Raw genomic sequence first — 21,569 nt, 5'->3', positions numbered from 1 at the left:
CGCATTGACCTCTTAAATTTCTTATCATTTGCGCACTGCCACGCTGTTTGGGCTTCGTGTAGTGAGACTGGAAACCTGTCTTAACCACCTCTCTCGCGTTATGCGGGTTTGCTGAGTGATTATGTCATTGATAAGAAGTTACAACAGATACAAAGACAGATGGTGGGCGCTGCCGCTTATCATCACCCCCGTTTTCTACCCGCTCGTTAATCTGGCAAATACGTTCACCATTATTTCAGGTCAGGAGGTGATGCTCTATTACCTGCCGATGGCACTGTTCACCACCATGATGACATTCTTTGGCTGGGCCGCATTGCCGGGTGTGATCATCGCCTTAACCTGGCATTATGCCTCTGCTGGCCCGTTCGTCGTGGTGGAGCGATGCGTGCATATGCTGATTCCGCTGCTGCTAAGCTGGTTCGGCTACCGGCTTTTTGTCGCCCGTCGCCATCAAATTGCCTATGGTTCGACGCGGCAGATGACGCAGCGGGTCTTCTGGCAGGTGCTCAGCCCCGCCACGCTCTACCTGATCCTGCTTGAGCTGGGGGTCTGGCTGAATCTTGATGTTGCGGTTAATGAGGGCGGGGCGCTGGCGCTCAATGTGCCCACGTTGATTAACTACCAGGCGCTGCTGGTGGGGGCCATCACCGGCGTGCCCTTTAGCTATTTAGTGATCCGTATTTTGCGCCATCCGCGCTATGCGATTGCCTGGTTCTCACAGCTGCGCGCCGAGTTCGACCGAAAAGTTACGCGTATAGAGCTGCTGATCTGGTTAGGCATTATCACCGCCATTTTGCTGCTGTTGCTGCGCCCGCTGAATAATAACAGCTCGATATTCAGCACTAACTACACGCTGTCGCTGCTGCTGCCGGTGATGCTGTGGGGCTCAATGCGTTACGGCTTTCGCTTTATGCTCTTTATCTGGACACCGCTGCTGGTGCTCTCGGTTCACTTTTACTATCACTATCTGCCCAATTCGCCAACCTGGGATGTGCAACTGGCGATTGCCTCCTCCAGCTATCTGGTCTTCTCTTTTATGATCCTCGCGATGGCGATTATGGCGACCCGCCAGCGGCAGGTGCACGATCGCGCCCGGCGGCTGGCCTATATCGACCCCGTCACCCATATGCCGAACCTGCGCGCCCTGAGCCGATCGCTTGCCGATACCCCCTGGTCGGTGCTCTGTTTTTTACGCGTGCCGGAGCTGGAGCTGCTCGGGCGCAACTATGGCGTCTGGCTGCGTATTCAGTACAAACAGCACATGGCGGACTGGCTTAAGCCGCTGCTCTCGGCAGAAGAGAGTGTCCACCAGCTCTCCGGCCACGATCTGGTGATTCGCCTGAATACCCAATCACACCAGACGCGCATCGAGGCGCTGGATGCGCGGGTCAAACAGTTTCGTTTCGTCTGGGATGAGATGCCGCTCCAGCCGCAGGTCGGCTTTAGCTACTGTTATGTGCGCTCGCCGGTCAAACATCTCTATATGTTGCTGGGGGAGCTGAGCACGATTGCCGATCTGTCGCTGGCGACCCACCACCCGGAAAGCCTGCAAAACCGCGGAGCAGCGAACGTGCAGCGCGGGGTGAAAAGCAAAGTGGAGATGATGAACCGCCTGCAACTGGCGCTGGAGCAGGACCATTTTGTGCTGATGGCACAGCGGATCCAGGGCGTGCGCGGCGACGATTATCATGAAATCCTGCTGCGGATGCGCGAGGAGAGCGGCGAGATCATCAAGCCCGATCTCTTTTTGCCGGTGGCTCATGAGTTTGGCCTCTCATCGCGCATTGACCTGTGGGTGACGGAGCATGTCCTGCGCTTTATGGCGCAGCACCACGAGGCGCTTCCCGGCCAGCGTTTCGCCATTAACCTCTCTCCCTCCTCCCTCTGCCGCACGCACTTCGCCCAAGAGGTGCTCAGCCTGCTTGAGAGGTACGGCGTTGAGCCGTGGCAGCTTATTTTTGAGATCACCGAAAGCAATGCTTTGCCGAGCCTGGCGCAGGCGATCAATACCTTATCGCAGCTGCAACAGATGGGCTGCCGGGTGGCGATTGATGATTTTGGCACCGGCTATGCCAGCTATGCGAGGCTGAAAACCGTGTCGGCGGATATTCTGAAGATTGATGGGAGTTTTATCCGCAACATTGTCGCCAGCAGTCTCGATTACCAGATTGTGGCCTCGATCTGCCATCTGGCGCGGATGAAGAAGATGCAGGTGGTGGCGGAGTATGTGGAGAGTGAAGAGATACGCAGCGCGGCGGTCGCGCTGGGTATCGATTATCTTCAGGGGTATCTGATTGGCAAACCCGCGCCGTTGGAGACGCTGGTCGAAGAGTAGCGAATGTGGCGGTTTACGCCGCCACGGTCGGGGACTGCTCCTCTTCGATCTTCAGCCGCCAGCCGGTTACCGCTTCCCAGTACTCCTGCTCTTTTTCCAGATCCAGCAGCACCAGCGCATTCTGGCTAAACCAGTCATGGGGGAAGCTCAGCGTCCAGTGGTTGTCATCGGTTTTCAGCCGCAGCGTCGGCGGCGTGGTGGTCGCCTGGCGCTGGTTATTCAACAGCACGCCGAGACGCAAGATCTGTACCAGCGGTAAAAACTGTTTCTTTTTAAATAGCGTAAAGCGCGGGATCTCATCGAGCTTGATAGCTTTGCGGTGGTAGCGCACCATCGTCGCCATCATCAGCTGCTGCTCCTGATTAAAACCGGGCAGATCGCTGTTTTGCAGAATATAGGCCGAGTGGCGGTGCATGCCGCTGTGGTTAATATTCAGCCCCACTTCATGCAGCATCGCCGCCCATTTCAGCAGCGCCGCCAGCTGCGGGTTGCCGAGTTTCGGGTTCTGCGCCTGCCACTGATCGTAAATCAGCGTGGTGGTATCCAGCACGCGACGCGCCTGATCGCGGTCGATATTGTACTGGCTTGCCAGGCTCTGCGCGGTGCGGCTACGGATGTCCTGATGGCGGAAACGCCCCTCCATCTCATACAGCACCCCTTCACGCAGCGCGCCGTCGGAGAGCCGCAGTTCGCGGATCGCCAGCGCGTCGAAGACACCGCACAGAATGGCCAGACCCGGCACGAATACCACTTTGCGCTCATCGGAGAGGCCCGGCAGGGTAAGATCGCTGAAGCTCTTAAATTTCAGCACTTCCGCGACCACTCTCTCCAGCCGCTCCGGAGTGATAATGCCATCCTTCTCGCCCAGTGCGATCAGCACTTCATGCACCGCTTTTATCGTGCCGGAGGCGCCAAGCGCCACGTTCCAGCCCTGAATGCGGTACTGCCAGGCAAGCGACTCCAGCTTCTGCGTTGCTGCCATGCGCGCGCGGCGGAAGTTTTCACCGTTAATGGTGCTGCCCGCAAAGTAGAGCTGGGCAAAGCTGACGCAGCCCATCCGACGGCTCTCAACCAGCTGTGGCTGAAAATCTTCGCCGATTACCAGCTCCGTCGAGCCACCGCCGATATCGACCACCAGCTTGCGGCCTTTCTCCGGCTGCGTGTGCTCAACGCCCATAAAAATCAGGCGCGCCTCTTCGTTGCCGGGGATGATCTCAATCGGGTAGGGGATCACTTTTTCGGCGCGTTTGAGGAACTCTGTCGCGTTCGATGCCTGGCGCAGCGTATGCGTACCGACGATGCAGACGCTGGCCGGATCGAAGCCCTGCAAGCGTTCGGCAAACAGCGACAGGCAGGCAATCCCGCGCTCCATCGCCTCTTCGCTCAGCATGTTATTGCTGTCCAGCCCGTCAGCCAGATGCACGCGCTGCTTAAGGCGCCCGATGATTTGCATCGCGCCATCCACCACACGGGCAATCACCATGTGGAAACTGTTGGAACCCAAATCGACCGCGGCGAACTCCTCCGGTCGTGGCATCTTCTCTTGTATCGGCATAGATTATTCGGACTGTTCGAGGGATTTGATATAGTCGTAAATCGCTAGTTGGGAGCGTACTTTACGACGATTCCCGCGCGGCACATAGCGATTACTCAGTTCTTTGTCGATATAACGGGCTTTCACCGTATCACTGAATTGCAGCTCCATAATATCCAGCACCCGCTGTTTCAGGCGCGGATCGAGAATGGGCGCGGCCACTTCAATACGGTAATCAATATTACGCGTCATCCAGTCGGCAGAGGAGAGCCAGACGCGCTTTTCGCCACCATGTTCGAAAATATAGATGCGATCGTGCTCAAGATAGCGGTCAACGATACTGATCACCCGAATATTGTCGCTGATGCCTTCAAGATTGGGGATCAGCGAGCACATGCCGCGCACCAGCAAGTTCACCGGCACACCGGAGCAGGACGCCGCATAGAGCCTGTCCACCAGCCCTTTATCGACGAGGTTATTTAGCTTCAGCGTAATGCCGGACGGGTTACCGTTCTGCGCGTTGGCGATTTCCGCGTCGATCATGTCATAAAGCAGGCGGCGCGAGTTTTGCGGCGATACCAGCAGATAGTCAAACTGCACTGGTCGATAGGGGTTCTCAATAAAGTTAAACACCCGGCGCACTTCGTTAGTAATACGCGCATCGGCGGTCAGCAGCGAGTAATCGGAGTAGATGCGCGCGGTTTTCTCGTTGAAGTTACCGGTGCCGATATGGGCATAGCGCACGATCTCTTCGCCTTCCATACGCGAGATGAGGAACAGCTTGGCGTGAATTTTTAAGCCTGGCGCGGAGAAGATCACCTGCACGCCCGCTTCCGTCAGCCGTTTGGCCCAGTGAATATTGGCCTCTTCATCAAAACGCGCCTGCAGCTCCACCACCACGGTCACTTTTTTGCCGTTGTGTGCGGCGTGGATCATCGAGTCGATGATGCGCGAATCTTTTGCCACGCGGTAGATGTTGATTTTGATCGCCAGCACGTTCGGGTCGAACGACGCCTGGCGCAGCATCTCCAGCACATGCTCAAAGGTGTGGTAGGGATAGTAGAGCAGCACATCGCGCTCGCGGATGGCGTCGAAACCGTTGCGGAATTTATCAAACCAGACGTGACGCAGGCGCGGCAGCGGTTTGTTGACCAGATTGGCTTTGCCGACATTCGGGAAACCAATAAAGTCTTTAAAGTTGTGGTAACGCCCGCCGGGAATAATCGAGTCGTAGCGGGAGATGGTCAGCTTCTCGCGCAGCATCTCAACCATCGCATCCGGCATATCGCGCTGGTAAACAAACCGCACCGGCTCGGCGGTCAGGCGCTGTTTCAGGCTTGAGGACATCAGCTCCATCAGGCTCGACTCCATCTCGTGCACCAGGTCATATTCGGCGTCACGGGTCATTTTCATTGAGTAGGCGTTGAGCGAGTCGTAATCGAAGAAGCCTTTAAAGATATCATCCAGGCAGTAGCGCAGAATGTTATCCAGCAGAATCATTGGCTTGCGGCGGCGCGGCGTCTCCGGCGGCAGGTTGACGAAGCGCGGCACTTTGTCTGAGGGAATTTCCAGCAGCGCGTAGCGGATATCGTCGCCGCGAATGATCTCTACCGCCAGATAGGTGTAATCATCCTTCAGGAAGCGCACCAGATTGGTTTCGCGGGTGATAAGCGTCGGCGTGATGTGCTGGCGCAGGTACTGTTTAAAGTAGCTGCGCAGCCAGCTTTGCTGGTTTTGCGAGAGCTGGCGTTCGTTAATCAGGAAGATCTGATTACGTGCCATCTCCAGCAGCAGGTCGTTATAGAGCCCGTCGAACTCCTGGTCGGCTTTCAATACGCGAGACTGAATTTTGCCCAGCAGATGACGTGAATTGGTCGCCACGCCCTGTTCTTCGCTGATGATCAGCCGCCGCTTAAGCTCGGCGAAACGGACCTTATAGAACTCATCAAGGTTATTGGAATAGATCCCCAGAAAACGCATGCGTTCGATAAGGGGGTTACTTTTGTCCGCGGCTTCCTGAAGCACGCGTTCGTTAAAGCACAACCAGCTTAGTTCTTTTTCGAGATATAACTTTTCCTGACCCATTCCTGTTTACACTCCGGTTCTTTCTCGAAGCACGGCCACTCCCGCTCGCACATGCGGTGCTTCGACTTGCAGGTGAACGTTGCTGGCGTTCCTTCGTATAAGACAACTTATTATGGCGAGCTTTGTTAGCAGATGTCCAACTGTGGCAAAAAAGTATGACAGTAATCAGTTTTATTGCTTAACGTGATGAAAAATAGTGCGGAGTGGTGAGGGAAGGGGGAGGTGCCGGAGATGGTTTCGCCTCTCCGGCACAGAATAGAGCCAGGCTGCGAAAGCCGCAGCCGGGGAAACGCGCAATTATTCGTCTGCTGCATACCCTTCAGGCGGTAGACGCAGGCCATCAAGCCAGGCACCGCCCTCCTGCATGGTCAGGCGGCCCTCGACAAACCAGCTCACCACCAGCGGATAGATCGCATGCTCCTGCGCCTGCACGCGGGCAGTAATATCCTCTTCGCTGTCACCCGCAAACACCGGCACTTTCGCCTGCAAAATTACCGGGCCGCCATCCAGTTCATCAGTGACAAAGTGCACGCTGGTGCCGTGCTCCTCATCGCCGTTTTCCAGCACCTGGCGGTGGGTATGCAAACCGGGGTATTTCGGTAACAGGGAGGGGTGGATATTGAGCAGGCGACCGGCGTAGTGGGCAACAAACGCCGGGCTGAGGATGCGCATATAACCCGCCAGCACCACAACATCCGGCGCGTAGGCGTCAATCTCCTGCATCAGCTCACGATCGAACGCGTCGCGGTTGGCAAACTGATCTGCGCTCAGCGCATGAGCGGGAATATTCGCTTCCCGCGCACGCTGAAGGCCGAACGCGTCGGCCTTATTACTGAAAACTGCCCGCAGGGTGCCGTTGATTCTTTTCTGTTTGCAGGCGTCGATAATCGCCTGCAAATTACTGCCGTTGCCGGAAATCAGCACCACAATGTTTTTCATTCAATGACCACACGCTCGCTGGAATCAGAAGCTTTGATCATACCGATTTTCCATGCCTTTTCACCTTTGGCATTCATCAGCTCAATCGCTTTATCCACTTCCTGCGCGGGCAGGGCGATCACCATGCCAACGCCGCAGTTAAAGGTGCGGTACATTTCGTGACGGCTGACGTTACCGGCGCTCTGCAGCCAGTCAAACACCGCCGGCCACTGCCAGGAGGATTCGTCGATCACGGCCTGGGTGTTATCCGGCAGTACGCGCGGAATGTTCTCCCAGAAACCGCCGCCGGTGAGGTGCGCAACCGCATGAACCTCAACCTTTTCGATCAGCTCCAGCACGGATTTAACGTAAATGCGGGTCGGCTCCAGCAGGTGATCGGCCAGTGATTTGCCTTCCAGCTGCGTGGTCAGCGGATCGGTGCCGCTCACTTCGAGGACTTTGCGCACCAGCGAGTAGCCGTTGGAGTGCGGGCCGCTGGAGCCAAGGGCAACCAGCACATCGCCATCGGCGACTTTGCTACCGTCGATAATCTCTGATTTTTCTACTACGCCGACGCAGAAACCAGCCACATCATAATCGTCGCCGTGATACATGCCCGGCATCTCTGCCGTTTCACCGCCGACCAGCGCGCAGCCGGACTGCAAACACCCTTCGGCGATACCGTTAATCACGCTGGCAGCAGTATCGACATCCAGTTTGCCGGTGGCGTAGTAGTCGAGGAAGAAGAGGGGCTCTGCGCCCTGTACCACCAGATCGTTAACACACATCGCGACAAGGTCGATGCCGATAGTGTCGTGACGTTTCAGATCCATCGCCAGACGCAGTTTGGTGCCTACGCCATCAGTGCCGGAAACCAGAACTGGCTCACGATATTTTTGCGGCAACGCGCACAGCGCGCCGAAGCCGCCCAGCCCGCCCATCACTTCCGGGCGACGGGTCTTCTTCACCACGCCTTTGATTCGGTCTACCAGAGCATTGCCCGCGTCAATATCAACACCGGCATCTTTATAGCTGAGAGAGGTTTTATCGGTCACTGCTTCTGTCCCCACGCGTTTTCTAGCGGTAGCAATAAAAATTCGGCGCAATTCTAACAGCCAAGGCAAACGTTTGCGAGTCCATTGTTGCAGGGCGCCGTCGATTATTGTTTTATACTCTTCTCCAGCTGAATTGATCGCGATCAAGCGGCTGCCTGTAGCGAAACGGGAAAAAAGCGGTATAATCCGGCGATTTTTTTTGTGGTTGCCACCTGTCAGCGGAAGGAGAAGAGTATGAAGGTCGTGGAAGTAAAACACCCACTCGTCAAACACAAGCTGGGCCTGATGCGAGAGAACGACATCAGCACCAAACGCTTTCGTGAACTCGCCTCAGAAGTAGGCAGCCTGCTGACTTATGAAGCTACTGCGGATCTGGAAACCGAGAAAGTGACTATCGAAGGCTGGAACGGCCCGGTAGAGATCGACCAGATCAAGGGTAAGAAAATTACCGTGGTGCCGATCCTGCGTGCCGGTCTGGGGATGATGGAAGGCGTGCTGGAGCACGTGCCAAGCGCGCGCATCAGCGTTGTCGGTATCTACCGCAACGAAGAGACGCTGGAGCCGGTGCCTTACTTCCAGAAACTGGTATCGAACATCGACGAGCGTATGGCGCTGGTAGTTGACCCGATGCTGGCGACCGGTGGTTCAATGATCGCCACCATCGATCTGCTGAAAAACGCCGGCTGCACTACTATTAAAGTGCTGGTGCTGGTAGCTGCACCGGAAGGCGTCGCCGCGCTTGAGAAAGCGCACCCGGATGTCGAACTTTATACCGCATCTATCGACCAGGGTCTTAACGAGCAGGGGTACATCATCCCGGGGCTCGGCGATGCCGGCGATAAGATTTTTGGGACGAAGTAACTGATAACACAATGAAAGCCGACTTTGATAGTCGGCTTTTTTTTGGGAAACAGAACACTGCCCGCCGCACCGGACGGGGAGATTAACAACAACACTCAGAGGAAAACACTATGACGCGCCGTGCTATCGGGGTGAGTGAAAGACCGCCGCTTTTGCAGACGATCCCGCTTAGTTTGCAGCACTTGTTCGCTATGTTTGGCGCAACCGTGCTGGTGCCAATCCTGTTTCATATCAACCCGGCCACCGTGCTGCTGTTTAACGGTGTCGGCACGCTGCTCTATATCTTTATCTGTAAAGGGAAAATCCCCGCTTACCTCGGCTCCAGCTTTGCTTTTATTTCGCCGGTGTTGCTGCTGTTGCCGCTGGGTTATGAAGTGGCGCTGGGCGGCTTCATTATGTGCGGCGTGCTCTTCTGCCTGGTGGCGCTGATTGTCAAAAAAGCGGGCACCGGCTGGCTGGATGTGATGTTCCCGCCTGCGGCAATGGGTGCCATTGTGGCGGTGATCGGCCTCGAGTTAGCGGGCGTGGCGGCGAATATGGCCGGCTTGCTGCCCGCAGACGGACAGAGCGCTGACAGCAAAACCATCACCATTTCGCTGGTGACCCTGGCGGTGACGGTCTTTGGTTCGGTGCTGTTCCGCGGTTTTCTGGCGATTATCCCGATTCTGATCGGCGTGCTGGCGGGCTATGCGCTCTCTTTCGCCATGGGCGTGGTCGATACCACACCTATCGCCCAGGCGCACTGGTTCGCGCTGCCAACTTTTTACACTCCGCGCTTTGAGTGGTTCGCTATCTTCACCATTCTGCCAGCGGCGCTGGTGGTAATTGCCGAGCACGTCGGGCATCTGGTGGTGACGGCCAATATCGTCAAACGCGATCTGATCCGCGACCCGGGCCTGCACCGTTCGATGTTTGCCAATGGCCTGTCGACGATGATCTCCGGCTTCTTCGGTTCGACGCCCAACACCACTTACGGTGAGAATATCGGCGTGATGGCGATTACCCGCGTCTATAGCACCTGGGTAATTGGCGGCGCGGCGATTATCGCCATTCTGCTCTCCTGCGTCGGCAAGCTGGCGGCGGCGATCCAGATCATTCCGGTGCCGGTAATGGGCGGCGTGTCGCTGCTGCTCTACGGGGTGATCGGGGCTTCGGGGATCCGCGTGCTGATTGAGTCGAAAGTGGACTACAGCAAAGCGCAAAACCTGATCCTCACCTCGGTGATCCTGATTATCGGCGTTAGCGGTGCGAAGGTGCATATCGGCGCGGCAGAGCTGAAAGGGATGGCGCTGGCGACCATTGTCGGCGTTGGCCTGAGCCTGATCTTCAAGCTGATTAGCGTGCTGCGTCCGGAAGAGGTGATACTGGATGCGCCAGAAAATGAGCAGGCGAAACCGTAAGTAGCGCACAGAATTGAACCGGGCCTCGCGCCCGGTTCAAACGGCGTCGATTTTTATGATAGACTCACTGCGTTTTTTGTAAGCCCTGTTGAGGTACCTCTGAACACGCCGGCACAGCTCTCCCTGCCATTATTTTTACCCGATGATGAAACCTTTGCGAGTTTCTGGCCGGGTGATAACCCCTCCTTACTGGCGGCGTTACAAAACGTTTTGCGCGAGGCGCACAGCGGTTATATCTATTTCTGGTCACGCGAAGGCGCCGGGCGCAGCCATCTGCTGCATGCCGCCTGCGCCGAACTCTCCCAGCGCGGCGATGCCGTGGGCTATGTGCCGCTCGATAAACGCACCTGGTTTGTCCCGGAAGTGCTGGAAGGGATGGAGCATCTCTCGCTGGTCTGCATCGATAATATCGAATGCATCGCTGGCGATGAGCCGTGGGAGATGGCGATCTTTAACCTCTACAACCGCATTCTGGAGCAGGGCAAAACCCGCCTGCTGATCACCGGTGACAGGCCGCCGCGCCAGCTCAATCTCGGCTTGCCGGATCTGGCTTCGCGTCTCGACTGGGGGCAGATCTACAAGCTGCAGCCGCTCTCCGATGAGGACAAACTGCAGGCGCTGCAACTGCGCGCGCGCATTCGCGGCTTTGAGCTGCCGGAAGATGTCGGCCGTTTTCTGCTGAAAAGATTGGATCGCGAGATGCGCACGCTGTTCGACACCCTCGATCAGCTGGATCGCGCTTCGATCACCGCCCAGCGCAAGCTCACCATCCCGTTTGTGAAAGATATTCTGCAGCTGTAGTTGCTTCTTCTGCCGGATGGCGGCGTACCGCCTTATCCGGCCTACAAGGGCTTGTGGTCTGTTGCGTAGGCCGGATAAGCGTGAGCGCCATCCGGCACTGCACGATGGCTTCTTCTGCCGGATGGCGGCGTGCCGCCTTATCCGGCCTACAAGGTCTTGCGGTCTGTTGCGTAGGCCGGATAAGCGTGAGCGCCATCCGGCACTGCACTGTGGCTTTTTCTGCCGGATGGCGGCGTGCCCGCCTTATCCGGCCTACCAGGGCTTGTGGTCTGATGCGTAGGCCGGATAAGCGTGAGCGCCATCCGGCACTGCACTGTGGCTTCCTCTGCCGGATGGCGGCGTACCGCCTTATCCGGCGTACAAAAGCATGTGGCCTACGGCCTGGCAATTACACTTTCCCGACGATCTCCATTACGCTTTCCGGCGGGCGGCCAATGCGCGCCTGACCGTTGGCGACCACGATGGGCCGCTCGATCAATTTCGGGTTCTCCACCATCGCCTGCACCAGCGCCGCTTCGGACAACGCGCTGTCGCCGAGATTGAGCGATTTATAGAGATCCTCTTTCGTGCGCATCAACTCCCGCGCGCTCGACATACCAAGCCACTGCAACAGCTGTTTGATCGTTGCCGCATCCGGCGGTGTCTCCAGATAGAGCACCACCTCCGGTTCAACACCGTTGGCTTGCAGCAGACTGAGGGTTTCGCGGCTCTTGGAGCAGCGGGGGTTATGGTAGATTTTTACTGCGTCTGACATCTTCTCTCCTGATTACATCTTTTCATACGGGCGGAAGCGCTGCTGCATCTGGCGCAGCTGATCGATTCGCGCGTCATAGCGTGCCTGTTGCAGGCTGCCAAGCTTCACCTGCGCGCTGGCACTGCTCAGCAGCGTAATCGCCTGGTCGAGCCTGCCGATCAGCGCCTGGCCTTCGGCGCGAGCCGCCAGCTCCTGATCGCGGTTGCCGAGCGCCGCTTCCGTTTGCGCCAGCAGATCCCAGCCGTTGATATCGTCTTTGTTGGTGAAGGTGTAGCGATTGAGGATCTGCGCCGCCTGCGCCGGCTGGCCGCCCTGTAAGTAAGCATTCGCCAGGTTGAGTTGCAGCACCGGGCTGTTCTTAAGCCCGCTGGCACCATTCAGGCGTTTAATCGCCTCGCCGCTTTTATTCAGGCCAAGATCGATATCCGTCGCCAGATCGAGATACCAGGCATTGTTCGCATCCGCGCTCAGTAGCGGCTGCAACAGTTTCTGCGCCCCGGCAAAATCTTTCGCCTCCATCGCTTTCAGCGCCCGGCCATACTGCGCGGCGCGCTGCTCGCGCACGTTGCCTTTCGCCCAGCTATCGAGCAGATCGTCGGTCAGCTGGTTACGGCCGGAGTTATACATGCCCAGGGTGCGGGCCTTTGCCATATAGAACGACTCAGAAGATTGCACCACCACCGGGCGCATCTGGTTGGCGCGGTTGCGGGCGTCCGACAGGCGGCTCTCCGGCAGGGGGTGCGTCAGCAAAATTTCCGGCGGACGGCTGGAGTAGCGGGACTGATCGAGCAATTTTTCGAGGAAGGTCGGCATCGCCTGCGGATCAAAACCAGCGCGTTGCAGCACCTGAATGCCGATGCGGTCCGCCTCCTGCTCGTTCTGCTGCGTAAAGCTGATCATCCCCTGCCGCGTGCCGGCCAGTGTACCGGTCAGCGCCGCCATCCCCGCCTGCGGGCTGGCCATCGCCAGCAGAATCGACCCCAGCGCGCCTGCCCAGGTGAGCGGCGCGCTGCTTTTCTGATCTTCCATCGCCCGCGCAAGGTGGCGCTGGGTAACGTGGGAAATTTCGTGCGCCATCACCGAGGCGAGCTGGCTCTCATTATCCGTGTAACGGAAGAGGGCAGAGTGCAGCACCACGTTGCCGCCAAAGAAGGCGAAGGCGTTAATTTCGTCGTTATTCACCAGATAGAAGTGGAAAGGGGTTTTCACTGAGTAGGCATGCGCGACCAGCCGCATACCGAGGGAATTGATGTACTGCACCAGCAGCGGATCGTTAATCAACGGCGCGCTGCCGCGCAGCTGGCGCACATAGAAGTCGCCCATCTGCATCTCCTGGCCGATGGAGAGCGTGCTGCCAGCCGAGGTGCCCATATCCGGCAGGCTATCTGCCGAGTCTGCAAAAACCGGCGCAGCCTGGCCTGCGGTAAGGGCGGCGATAAGGGTTGCGACCAGCGTTCGTTTCAACTGCCTGAACATAACCTCTTTCCTGTGTTGGAGGTGACACAACGATAACCGGGTTCCATTCGGCTTACCCGCCCTGCGAGTGTAGCCGCGTTAATGGTCATTGAAAATCTTATTCACGGCAATGATATGTTTCCCGCAAAGGGAACGAAAAGCGAAGTCTTTTTTGTGACATTTCGATAAACTTCCCGTTCTGAACGTCCGCCAGTGAGGCGAAATAAGGAACGTTATGCTCGAAATGTTGACGCAGTGGTATCGCCGTCGCTTCAGCGATCCCGAAGCGATTGCCCTGCTGGTTATTCTGCTTGCCGGTTTTACCATTCTTTTCTTCTTTAGCGGCCTGCTCGCGCCGCTGCTTGTTGCGCTGGTGATTGCCTATCTGCTGGAGTGGCCAACGGCCCGCCTGCAGCGCATTGGCTGCTCGCGCAGTTGGGCGGCAAGCATCGTGCTGGTGCTGTTCGTCGGCATTCTGCTGGTGATGGCTTTTGTGGTGATGCCGATTGCGTGGCAGCAGGGGATCAACCTGATCCGTGATATGCCCGGCATGTTAAACAAGCTCTCCGGTTTTGCTGCCACCCTGCCGCGCCGTTATCCCGCGCTGATGGATGCGGGCATCATCGATGCGATGGCTGAGAATATGCGCTCGCGCATGCTATCGATGGGTGACTCGGTGGTGAAATACTCCCTCGCCTCGCTGGTCGGGCTGCTTACCCTTGCAGTCTATCTGGTGCTGGTGCCGCTGATGGTCTTCTTCCTGGTGAAGGATAAAGAGCAGATGCTGAGCGCCGTGCGCCGCGTGCTGCCGCGCAATCGCGGGCTGGCAGGCCAGGTGTGGAAAGAGATGAATCAGCAGATCACCAACTATATTCGCGGCAAAGTGCTGGAGATGGTGGTGGTCGGCGTTGCCACCTGGATTGGCTTCATTCTCTTTGGCCTCAACTACTCGCTGCTGCTGGCGGTGCTGGTGGGCTTCTCGGTGTTGATTCCCTATATCGGCGCGTTTGTGGTGACCATTCCGGTGGTTGGCGTCGCGCTGTTTCAGTTCGGGCTGGGCACCGAGTTCTGGAGCTGCTTTGCGGTCTACCTGATTATCCAGGGGCTGGATGGCAACCTGCTGGTGCCGGTGCTCTTCTCGGAAGCGGTCAACCTGCATCCGCTGGTGATCATTCTGTCAGTGGTGATTTTCGGCGGCCTGTGGGGCTTCTGGGGCGTCTTCTTCGCCATTCCGCTGGCAACGTTGATCAAAGCGGTGATCCACGCGTGGCCGGATTCGCTGGCCAGCGAAGATGAAGTGATAAGCGGATAAGACGGCAGGAAGAGCAAGAGAGGAGGGCGACCCTGACGGGTTGCCCGCAGCAGAAGAGGGGACGTTTAGGCGTTCTCTTTTAACCAGTTCACGACGATATCGTGGTGATTGCTGGTTTTGAAATCATCAAACACATGTTCGATGGTGCCAGCGGCATCAATCAGAAAACTGATGCGGTGAATGCCGTCGTAGGTTTTACCCATAAAGGTCTTCTCACCCCAGACGCCAAACTGCTGGCACACTTCATGGCTTTCATCGGACAGCAGGGTAAAGTTGAGCAGCTCTTTCTCGGCGAAGCGGGAGAGTTTTTCCGGTTTATCAGTGCTGATACCGAGAACTTCTACGCCTGCTTTTTTTAGCTCATCCATATTATCGCGCAGGCCGCAGGCCTGGACGGTACAACCCGGTGTCATGGCTTTCGGGTAGAAATAGACCAGAACACGCTGTCCCTGGAAGTCGGCTAAATTTACTTGTTCACCGTCCTGATCGGGCAAGCTAAATTTCGGTGCGATATCACCGGCTTTCAGTGGATTCATTGCTTCACTCCATCCTGTTCATCATGCTGAGAATAGTTGACGACGTTTATACTGCCTTGCGCATTCAATTCTGTACAGAGCGCCCGAAACGCCTGCTCAATATTTGATGCATCCCGCGAGGCGGGGCTGTGGGCGGTAATCTGAATAAAGAGTTGCGGAACACCATCGACGCTGGCGGGCTGGGTACGGGAAACCAGCTCGGCAATATTCATCTCGTGAGCGTCGAATAACGCCGTAAAGCGTTCAATTAAATGGGGCGAATCCGGTACGTCAACCTGCACCCAAACGGTGGCGGGCATATCAGGACGCGGGCGAGCCTCGGTGCGCTTCATCACAATCAACAGATCCAGTTCGGCGCCTTTCAGCGGCAGGGTCGATTCGATAAGGGTGATGGCGTTCCACGACCCTGAAAGCAGCATGATAAACGTGAACTCTTCTCCCAGCATCGCCAGCCGGCTGTCTTCGATATTACAGCCGTAGCTGCTGACGTGGCGTGTGATCGTATTCACAATGCCAGGCCGGTCGGCCCCCAGCGCAGTGATAACCAAAAAGTGTTGTGATGAGGTTGTCAAACCTGAGCTTCCTGTCAAACATGAGGTAATCATAAGGAAAGCATAAAAAAAACCGGCATACAACCGCCACAGACCGTCAGGTCTCTTGCTTTTCTTACGGCACCGCACGTACCATTGAGGCTCTTGTTTGCACAGAGGATGGCCCATGTTCACGGGAAGTATTGTTGCGCTTATTACGCCGATGGATTCGCAAGGTAAAGTCTGCCGGTCAAGCCTGAAGAAACTGATTGATTATCATGTCGCCAGTGGAACCTCGGCGATCGTTTCGGTAGGGACTACCGGCGAATCCGCAACCCTTAGCCACGACGAGCATGCCGATGTGGTTGAACTGACGGTTGAGCTGGCTGACGGGCGCATTCCTGTTATTGCCGGCACGGGCGCAAACGCCACCGCCGAAGCCATCAGCCTGACGCAGCGTTTCAATAACAGCGGCATCGTTGGCTGCCTCACCGTTACCCCCTATTACAACCGCCCGACGCAGGAAGGTCTGTTCCAGCACTTCAAAGCCATCGCCGAACATACTGACCTGCCGCAGATTCTGTATAATGTGCCGTCGCGCACCGGCTGCGATATGCTGCCGGAAACCGTGGGCCGTCTGGCGGAAGTCAAAAATATTATCGGTATTAAAGAAGCGACCGGGAACTTAAGTCGCGTTCACCAGATCAAAGAGCTGGTTTCAGACGACTTTATCCTGCTGAGCGGCGATGATGCCACTGCGATGGACTTCATGCAGCTCGGCGGTCACGGTGTAATTTCCGTCACCACTAACGTGGCGGCGCGCGAAATGGCCGAGATGTGCAAACTGGCCGCTGAAGGGCAGTTTGCCGATGCCCGCGCGATTAACCAGCGTCTGATGCCGTTACACAACAAACTATTTGTCGAACCCAATCCGATCCCGGTCAAATGGGCATGTAAGGAGTTGGGACTTGTGGCAACCGATACGCTGCGTTTGCCGATGACACCGATTACCGACCACGGTCGTGAGGTGGTTCGTGCGGCGCTTAAGCATGCCGGTCTGCTGTAAAGTTTAGGGAGATTTGATGGCTTACTCAGTACAGAAGTCGCGCCTGGCGAAGGTAGCGAGTGTTTCACTTGTGATGTTGCTCGCCGCCTGCAATTCCGATTCACGTTACAAGCGTCAGGTCAGCGGAGATGAATCCTATCTGGATGCTACGCCGCTTGCTGAGCTTCATGCGCCAGCCGGGCTGATCCTGCCGGTGCAGACTGGGGACTACAATGTCCCTTCCGCCAGCGGCAGCGGTGCCGTTGGTAAAGCGCTGGACATTCGCCCGCCGGCACAGCCGCTGGCGCTGGTGACCGGTGCGCGTACCCAGTTCAACGGCGATACCGCCACGCTGATGGTAGAAAATGGTCGCGGCAATACCTTATGGCCGCAGGTTGTTAGCCTGATTCAGGCGAAAAACTTCACCATCGCCAAACGCGACGATGCCGCACAGACCCTGACTACCGATTGGGTTGAGTGGAACCGTCAGGATGAAGATCAACAGTATCGCGGTCGCTATCAAATCGCGGTGAAACCGCAGGGCTATCAGCAGGCGGTTGTCGTCAAGCTGGTGAACCTGGAGCAGGCGGGTAAACCGGTTGCTGATACCGCATCGCTGCAGCGCTACAGCACCGAAATGCTGAACGTTATCTCCGCTGGCCTCGATAAAACCGCCACCGATGCGCAGAACGCCGCTGAGAAGCGCAGCGTGACTACGCTCGATGTGCAGAGCGGCGCGGATGATACCGGTCTGCCGATGCTGGTGGTGCGCGGTCCGTTCAATATCGTCTGGCAGCGCCTGCCGAACGTGCTGGAAAAAGTGGGCATGAAAGTGACCGACAGCACCCGTTCTACCGGTAGCATGGCCGTGACCTACAAACCGCTCTCCGACAGCGGCTGGCAGGCACTCGGCGCGCGCGATCCGGGTCTAAGCTCCGGCGACTATAAACTGCAGGTCGGCGACCTTGATAACCGCAGCAGCCTCCAGTTTATCGATCCGAAGGGGCATACCCTGACGCAATCTCAGAACGACGCGTTAGTCGCTGCCTTCCAGGCCGCGTTTAACCAGTAAGATCCAGGGCCGGAATACCTCCGGCCTTTTTTTATCAGCGTGACGCAAACGTGTGCGTCGGCGTAAGATAGTGCAATTAGCCTTGTAATCACACCTGGAGTAATAAAATGCAAAAGCAAGCTGAGTTGTATCGCGGCAAAGCGAAAACCGTCTACAGTACCGAAAACCCGGATCTGTTGGTGCTCGAATTCCGTAACGATACGTCAGCAGGGGATGGCGCGCGCATTGAACAGTTTGATCGTAAAGGGATGGTGAACAACAAGTTTAACCACTTCATTATGACCAAACTTGCCGAAGCTGGCATCCCGACCCAGATGGAAGCACTGCTCTCGGATACCGAATGTCTGGTGAAAAAGCTGGATATGGTGCCGGTCGAGTGCGTGATCCGCAACCGCGCCGCGGGTTCGCTGGTGAAACGTCTGGGCATTGAAGAAGGCATTGAGCTTAATCCGCCGCTGTTTGACCTGTTTTTGAAAAACGACGCCATGCACGATCCGATGGTCAACGAATCCTACTGCGAAACCTTCAACTGGGTGAATAAAGAGAACCTGGCGCGCATGAAGGAGCTCTCTTACAAAGCCAACGACGTGCTGAAAAAGCTGTTTGATGACGCAGGCCTGATCCTCGTCGACTTCAAACTGGAGTTTGGCCTGTTCAACGGCGAAGTGGTGCTGGGCGATGAGTTCTCCCCGGACGGCAGCCGCCTGTGGGACAAAGAGACGCTGGATAAAATGGACAAAGACCGCTTCCGCCAGAGCCTCGGCGGGCTGATCGAAGCCTATGAAGCCGTCGCGCACCGCCTGGGCGTGAAACTGGACTGATCCCCTAAATTAACGTCTCAGCCAGAGGGTGCCTGCATCCTCTGGTTTTTTTACGTCTTTTTCCCAGTGGTAATCCTTCCCTAACCGCCTACGATCATATATACACAGAGTCCATTATTGGCATAGGGAGGCAGTATGCGCTGGCAAGGGCGACGAGAGAGTGACAACGTAGAAGACCGACGGAGCCAGTCGGGCGGCCCCTCAATGGGCGGCGGGGGGTTCCGCCTGCCGCGGGGCAAAGGCGGGTTAGTCCTGCTGGTGATTGTGGTAGTAGCAAGTTATTACGGCGTGGATTTAACCGGCATGTTGACCGGGCAACCCGTCAGCGCGCCGTCGTCACAGCAGGCGGCGGTTAATCCGAAAGAGGATGAGGCCGCGCGCTTCTCCAGCGTGATTTTCGCCTCAACCGAAGATACCTGGGGGCAGCTGTTCCAGAAAATGGGGCGTCAATACCAGCAGCCAAAGCTGGTGCTCTACCGTAATCAGTTCAATACCGGCTGCGGCATGGGTCAGTCAATCATGGGGCCGTTCTACTGCCCGGCAGACAGCAAGGTCTATATCGATCTCTCCTTCTACGATGAGATGAAAAACAAACTCGGCGCGGGTGGCGATTTCGCTCAGGGCTACGTCATCGCCCATGAAGTGGGTCACCACGTGCAAAAACTGCTCGGCACCGAGGCGAAAGTGCGCCAGTTGCAGCAGAACGCCAGCGAGAAAGAGGTCAATGCACTCTCAGTTCGCATGGAGTTGCAGGCCGACTGTTATGCCGGTGTCTGGGGCCACAGCATGCAGCAGCAGGGCGTGCTGGAAGAGGGCGATCTCGCAGAGGCGCTGAACGCGGCGCAGGCAATTGGCGATGACCGTTTGCAGCAGCGCAGCCAGGGTCGCGTGATCCCGGACAGCTTTACGCACGGCACCTCGGCGCAACGCTACAGCTGGTTCAAACGCGGCATGGATAGCGGCGATCCGGCGCAGTGCGACACCTTTAGCGGGCGTCTGTAAGCCCTCACTATGCAATCGCTGGTTACACTGAGCGCGCAGATGGCGCGGGAAGGGATCCGCCGCCTGCTGGTGCTCTCCGGCAGCGCGGCGTGGTGTGCCGATCGGGCAGAAAAACTGCGCGATGCGCTCCCCGGTGACTGGCTGTGGGTGGGTGAAGAGGGCGACGAGCCGCCGCACTGCTCGCCGCGCGCGCTCACCACTTTGCTCGGGCGCGAGTTTAGCCATGCGGTGTTTGATGCGCGCGACGGCTTTGATGTTGCCGCTTTTGCCGCCCTCAGCGGCACGCTCAAAGCGGGAAGCTGGCTGCTGCTGCTGGTTCCGCCGCTCGATCGCTGGGCGCAGCAGTCGGACGCTGACAGCCGCCGCTGGAGCGACACCGCCGATCCCATCCCCACGCCGGTTTTTGTTGACCACTTCAGCCGCACCCTTTTTCACGACGGGCAGACGCTGCTCTGGCGTGAAGGGGACGAGCAACCCATTCCTGATTTTCCACCCCGCGCTGGCTGGCATCCCGCCAGCGGTGCGCCGCAGCGCGAGCAGGCGGCGATCCTGGCCGAACTGGCTGAGATGCCGCCTGGCGTGATGGTGGTAACCGCGCCGCGCGGACGCGGTAAGTCCGCGCTCGCCGGAATGCATATCGCAACCTTAACTTCACCCGCTGTAGTGACTGCGCCGACGCGCGCCGCCACCGATGTGCTTGCGCACTACGCGGGCGAAAAGTTTGATTTTATCGCCCCTGATGCACTGGCCGGGCGGATAAAACAGCAGGGAAGCCAGCCCGGCTGGCTGATTGTCGATGAAGCCGCGGCGATCCCTGGCCCGCTGCTGCATACCCTGACCGCCGCCTTTAGCCATGTGCTGTTAACCACCACCGTGCAGGGGTACGAAGGCACCGGACAGGGCTTTTTACTCAAGTTTTGTGCCGGTTTCCCGTACTTGCGCCACCGTGCGTTAACCACGCCTCTGCGCTGGGCAGCGGGTTGCCCCCTTGAGCGCGCGGTGGCCGACCTGCTGCTGCTTGATGACGATGTTACGACGGATAAACCCACCGGCCCGCTCACGGTGGCGCCGCTGCCCGCCAGCGCCTGGCAGCGCGATCCCGCACAGCCTGCGGCACTTTATCGCCTGCTGGCGAGCGCCCACTATCGCACCTCGCCGCTCGATCTGCGGCGCATGATGGATGCGCCAGGCCAGCACTTCTGGCTGGCGAAAAAAGCGCAGAATATCGTCGGCGCGCTCTGGCTGGTGGAGGAGGGCGGTTTATCGCCTGAATTAAGCCAGGCGATATGGGCCGGTTTTCGCCGCCCGCGCGGCAACCTGGTGGCGCAATCACTCGCTGCGCACGGCGGCAGCCCGCTGGCCGCGACGCTGCGCGGGCGGCGCATCAGCCGCATTGCCGTGCATCCTCACTGCCAGCGGGAAGGCATTGGTCGCGCGCTGGTGGCGCAGGCGCGTGACAGCAACTGCGACTATCTGTCGGTCAGCTTTGGCTTTACCCAGGCGTTGTGGCACTTCTGGCAGCGCTGCGGCTTTATGCTGGTGCGCCTTGGCAGCCAGCGAGAGGCGAGCAGCGGCTGCTTTACCGCCATGGCGCTGTTGCCGTTAAGCGAGGCCGGGCAGGCGCTGGCGGAGCATGAGCAGCAGCGTCTGGCGCGCGATCTCCCGTGGCTTTCTCACTGGCAGGGGGAAAAGTTAGACCTGCCACCGGCCCTGGGGTCTACCCTTAATGATGAGGACTGGCTGGAGCTGGCCGGGTTTGCTTTTGCCCATCGCCCGCTCTCGGCCGCCACTGGCGCACTTTCACGCCTGCTTGCCGCAAGCGGTTTACCGCTCCCGGCGCTGCGTGGCCAGCTTGTCCACTCTGAGCGCGAGGCGCAGCTCTGCGCGCGTTTAGGCTTACCGGGGCGCAAAGCGCTACTGGCGCAGCAGCGCACCGAAGCCGGTCTGGCGCTACGGGCAAGTGATGAAGTGCGTACAGACACCCTGAAAAAGCAGGTGCAGGCCAGACAGTTTTTTTAACGATCTCCATCAGTTAAATGGCATTGTCACTCTT

At 57.7% G+C, this 21,569-nt stretch carries 18 protein-coding genes; 10 read left to right on the top strand and 8 right to left on the bottom strand.

Features of this window, described 5'->3' with window-relative positions:
• The first annotated feature begins 121 nt into the window (after window positions 1–121).
• Window positions 122–2,335 carry an EAL domain-containing protein gene (locus IAE48_RS13260; RefSeq protein ID WP_200134673.1) on the top strand — a complete coding sequence of 738 codons (2,214 nt, stop codon included), beginning with the start codon at window positions 122–124 and terminating at the stop codon, window positions 2,333–2,335.
• 13 nt (window positions 2,336–2,348) lie between these two features.
• Here the strand turns inward: IAE48_RS13260 and ppx are convergent, their stop codons facing one another.
• The 4 genes from ppx to purM all read right to left on the bottom strand — a co-directional run bounded on the left by ppx (window position 2,349) and on the right by purM (window position 7,927).
• A complete protein-coding gene (gene ppx, locus IAE48_RS13255) occupies window positions 2,349–3,890 on the bottom strand; it encodes an exopolyphosphatase (RefSeq protein ID WP_094421502.1) in 1,542 nt (513 codons plus the stop codon).
• A 3-nt stretch (window positions 3,891–3,893) separates the two neighbouring features.
• Entirely contained in the window at window positions 3,894–5,954 is a 2,061-nt protein-coding gene (ppk1, locus tag IAE48_RS13250) for a polyphosphate kinase 1 (protein ID WP_042713690.1), read from the bottom strand.
• A 297-nt stretch (window positions 5,955–6,251) separates the two neighbouring features.
• Window positions 6,252–6,893: a phosphoribosylglycinamide formyltransferase gene (gene purN / locus IAE48_RS13245; RefSeq protein WP_042713692.1), complete on the bottom strand. Its 642-nt coding sequence runs from the start codon at window positions 6,891–6,893 to the stop codon at window positions 6,252–6,254.
• Window positions 6,890–7,927 (bottom strand): phosphoribosylformylglycinamidine cyclo-ligase, encoded by a 1,038-nt coding sequence (purM, locus tag IAE48_RS13240; protein WP_042713694.1) that lies wholly within the window; start codon window positions 7,925–7,927, stop codon window positions 6,890–6,892. The genes purN and purM overlap by 4 nt, the downstream gene beginning before the upstream one ends.
• Before the next feature lie 234 nt (window positions 7,928–8,161).
• Between purM and upp the strand changes: the two genes are divergently transcribed.
• The 3 genes from upp to IAE48_RS13225 all read left to right on the top strand — a co-directional run bounded on the left by upp (window position 8,162) and on the right by IAE48_RS13225 (window position 10,989).
• Entirely contained in the window at window positions 8,162–8,788 is a 627-nt protein-coding gene (upp, locus tag IAE48_RS13235) for a uracil phosphoribosyltransferase (RefSeq protein ID WP_023481179.1), read from the top strand.
• A gap of 110 nt (window positions 8,789–8,898) precedes the next feature.
• Entirely contained in the window at window positions 8,899–10,188 is a 1,290-nt protein-coding gene (gene uraA / locus IAE48_RS13230) for a uracil permease (protein ID WP_076768803.1), read from the top strand.
• 99 nt (window positions 10,189–10,287) lie between these two features.
• Window positions 10,288–10,989, top strand: coding sequence for a DnaA inactivator Hda (locus IAE48_RS13225; protein ID WP_034813832.1), 702 nt, complete (start codon window positions 10,288–10,290; stop codon window positions 10,987–10,989).
• 388 nt (window positions 10,990–11,377) lie between these two features.
• Here IAE48_RS13225 and arsC read toward each other — a convergent pair whose 3' ends face one another.
• Window positions 11,378–11,743, bottom strand: coding sequence for an arsenate reductase (glutaredoxin) (gene arsC, locus IAE48_RS13220; protein ID WP_200134672.1), 366 nt, complete (start codon window positions 11,741–11,743; stop codon window positions 11,378–11,380).
• A 12-nt stretch (window positions 11,744–11,755) separates the two neighbouring features.
• On the bottom strand, window positions 11,756–13,219 hold the full coding sequence (gene bepA / locus IAE48_RS13215) for a beta-barrel assembly-enhancing protease (protein ID WP_139568401.1): 1,464 nt from the start codon (window positions 13,217–13,219) through the stop codon (window positions 11,756–11,758).
• A 214-nt stretch (window positions 13,220–13,433) separates the two neighbouring features.
• Here bepA and IAE48_RS13210 point away from each other — a divergent pair, with 214 nt between their 5' ends.
• Window positions 13,434–14,510, top strand: coding sequence for an AI-2E family transporter (locus IAE48_RS13210; RefSeq protein WP_023481206.1), 1,077 nt, complete (start codon window positions 13,434–13,436; stop codon window positions 14,508–14,510).
• A gap of 65 nt (window positions 14,511–14,575) precedes the next feature.
• Here IAE48_RS13210 and bcp read toward each other — a convergent pair whose 3' ends face one another.
• Together bcp and IAE48_RS13200 are read right to left on the bottom strand one after the other, a co-directional pair.
• On the bottom strand, window positions 14,576–15,046 hold the full coding sequence (gene bcp / locus IAE48_RS13205) for a thioredoxin-dependent thiol peroxidase (protein WP_023481155.1): 471 nt from the start codon (window positions 15,044–15,046) through the stop codon (window positions 14,576–14,578).
• On the bottom strand, window positions 15,043–15,618 hold the full coding sequence (locus tag IAE48_RS13200) for a glycine cleavage system transcriptional repressor (protein WP_054803516.1): 576 nt from the start codon (window positions 15,616–15,618) through the stop codon (window positions 15,043–15,045). Before IAE48_RS13200 ends, bcp begins: the two co-directional genes overlap by 4 nt.
• Before the next feature lie 145 nt (window positions 15,619–15,763).
• On the opposite strand from IAE48_RS13200, the gene dapA reads away from it, so the two are divergent.
• The 5 genes from dapA (at window position 15,764) to IAE48_RS13175 (ending at window position 21,535) form a co-directional block, all read left to right on the top strand.
• A complete protein-coding gene (gene dapA / locus IAE48_RS13195) occupies window positions 15,764–16,642 on the top strand; it encodes a 4-hydroxy-tetrahydrodipicolinate synthase (RefSeq protein ID WP_023481177.1) in 879 nt (292 codons plus the stop codon).
• 16 nt (window positions 16,643–16,658) lie between these two features.
• Window positions 16,659–17,693, top strand: a complete 1,035-nt coding sequence (gene bamC / locus IAE48_RS13190) for an outer membrane protein assembly factor BamC (RefSeq protein ID WP_076768801.1) — start codon at window positions 16,659–16,661, stop codon at window positions 17,691–17,693.
• Window positions 17,694–17,800: 107 nt separating this feature from the next.
• Window positions 17,801–18,514 (top strand): phosphoribosylaminoimidazolesuccinocarboxamide synthase, encoded by a 714-nt coding sequence (purC, locus tag IAE48_RS13185; protein ID WP_054803517.1) that lies wholly within the window; start codon window positions 17,801–17,803, stop codon window positions 18,512–18,514.
• 135 nt (window positions 18,515–18,649) lie between these two features.
• A complete protein-coding gene (locus tag IAE48_RS13180; RefSeq protein ID WP_042717307.1) occupies window positions 18,650–19,516 on the top strand; it encodes a neutral zinc metallopeptidase in 867 nt (288 codons plus the stop codon).
• A gap of 9 nt (window positions 19,517–19,525) precedes the next feature.
• The gene (locus tag IAE48_RS13175) at window positions 19,526–21,535 is read left to right on the top strand and encodes a tRNA(Met) cytidine acetyltransferase TmcA (RefSeq protein ID WP_200134671.1); all 2,010 of its coding nucleotides are present in this window, start codon (window positions 19,526–19,528) and stop codon (window positions 21,533–21,535) included.
• Window positions 21,536–21,569: the final 34 nt, after the last annotated feature.

The organism is Kosakonia sp. S57 (assembly GCF_016516575.1).
Taxonomy (GTDB): domain Bacteria; phylum Pseudomonadota; class Gammaproteobacteria; order Enterobacterales; family Enterobacteriaceae; genus Kosakonia; species Kosakonia cowanii.
Note: the sequence above shows the minus strand (reverse complement) of the source record. Positions and strands in the feature narration are given on the sequence as shown.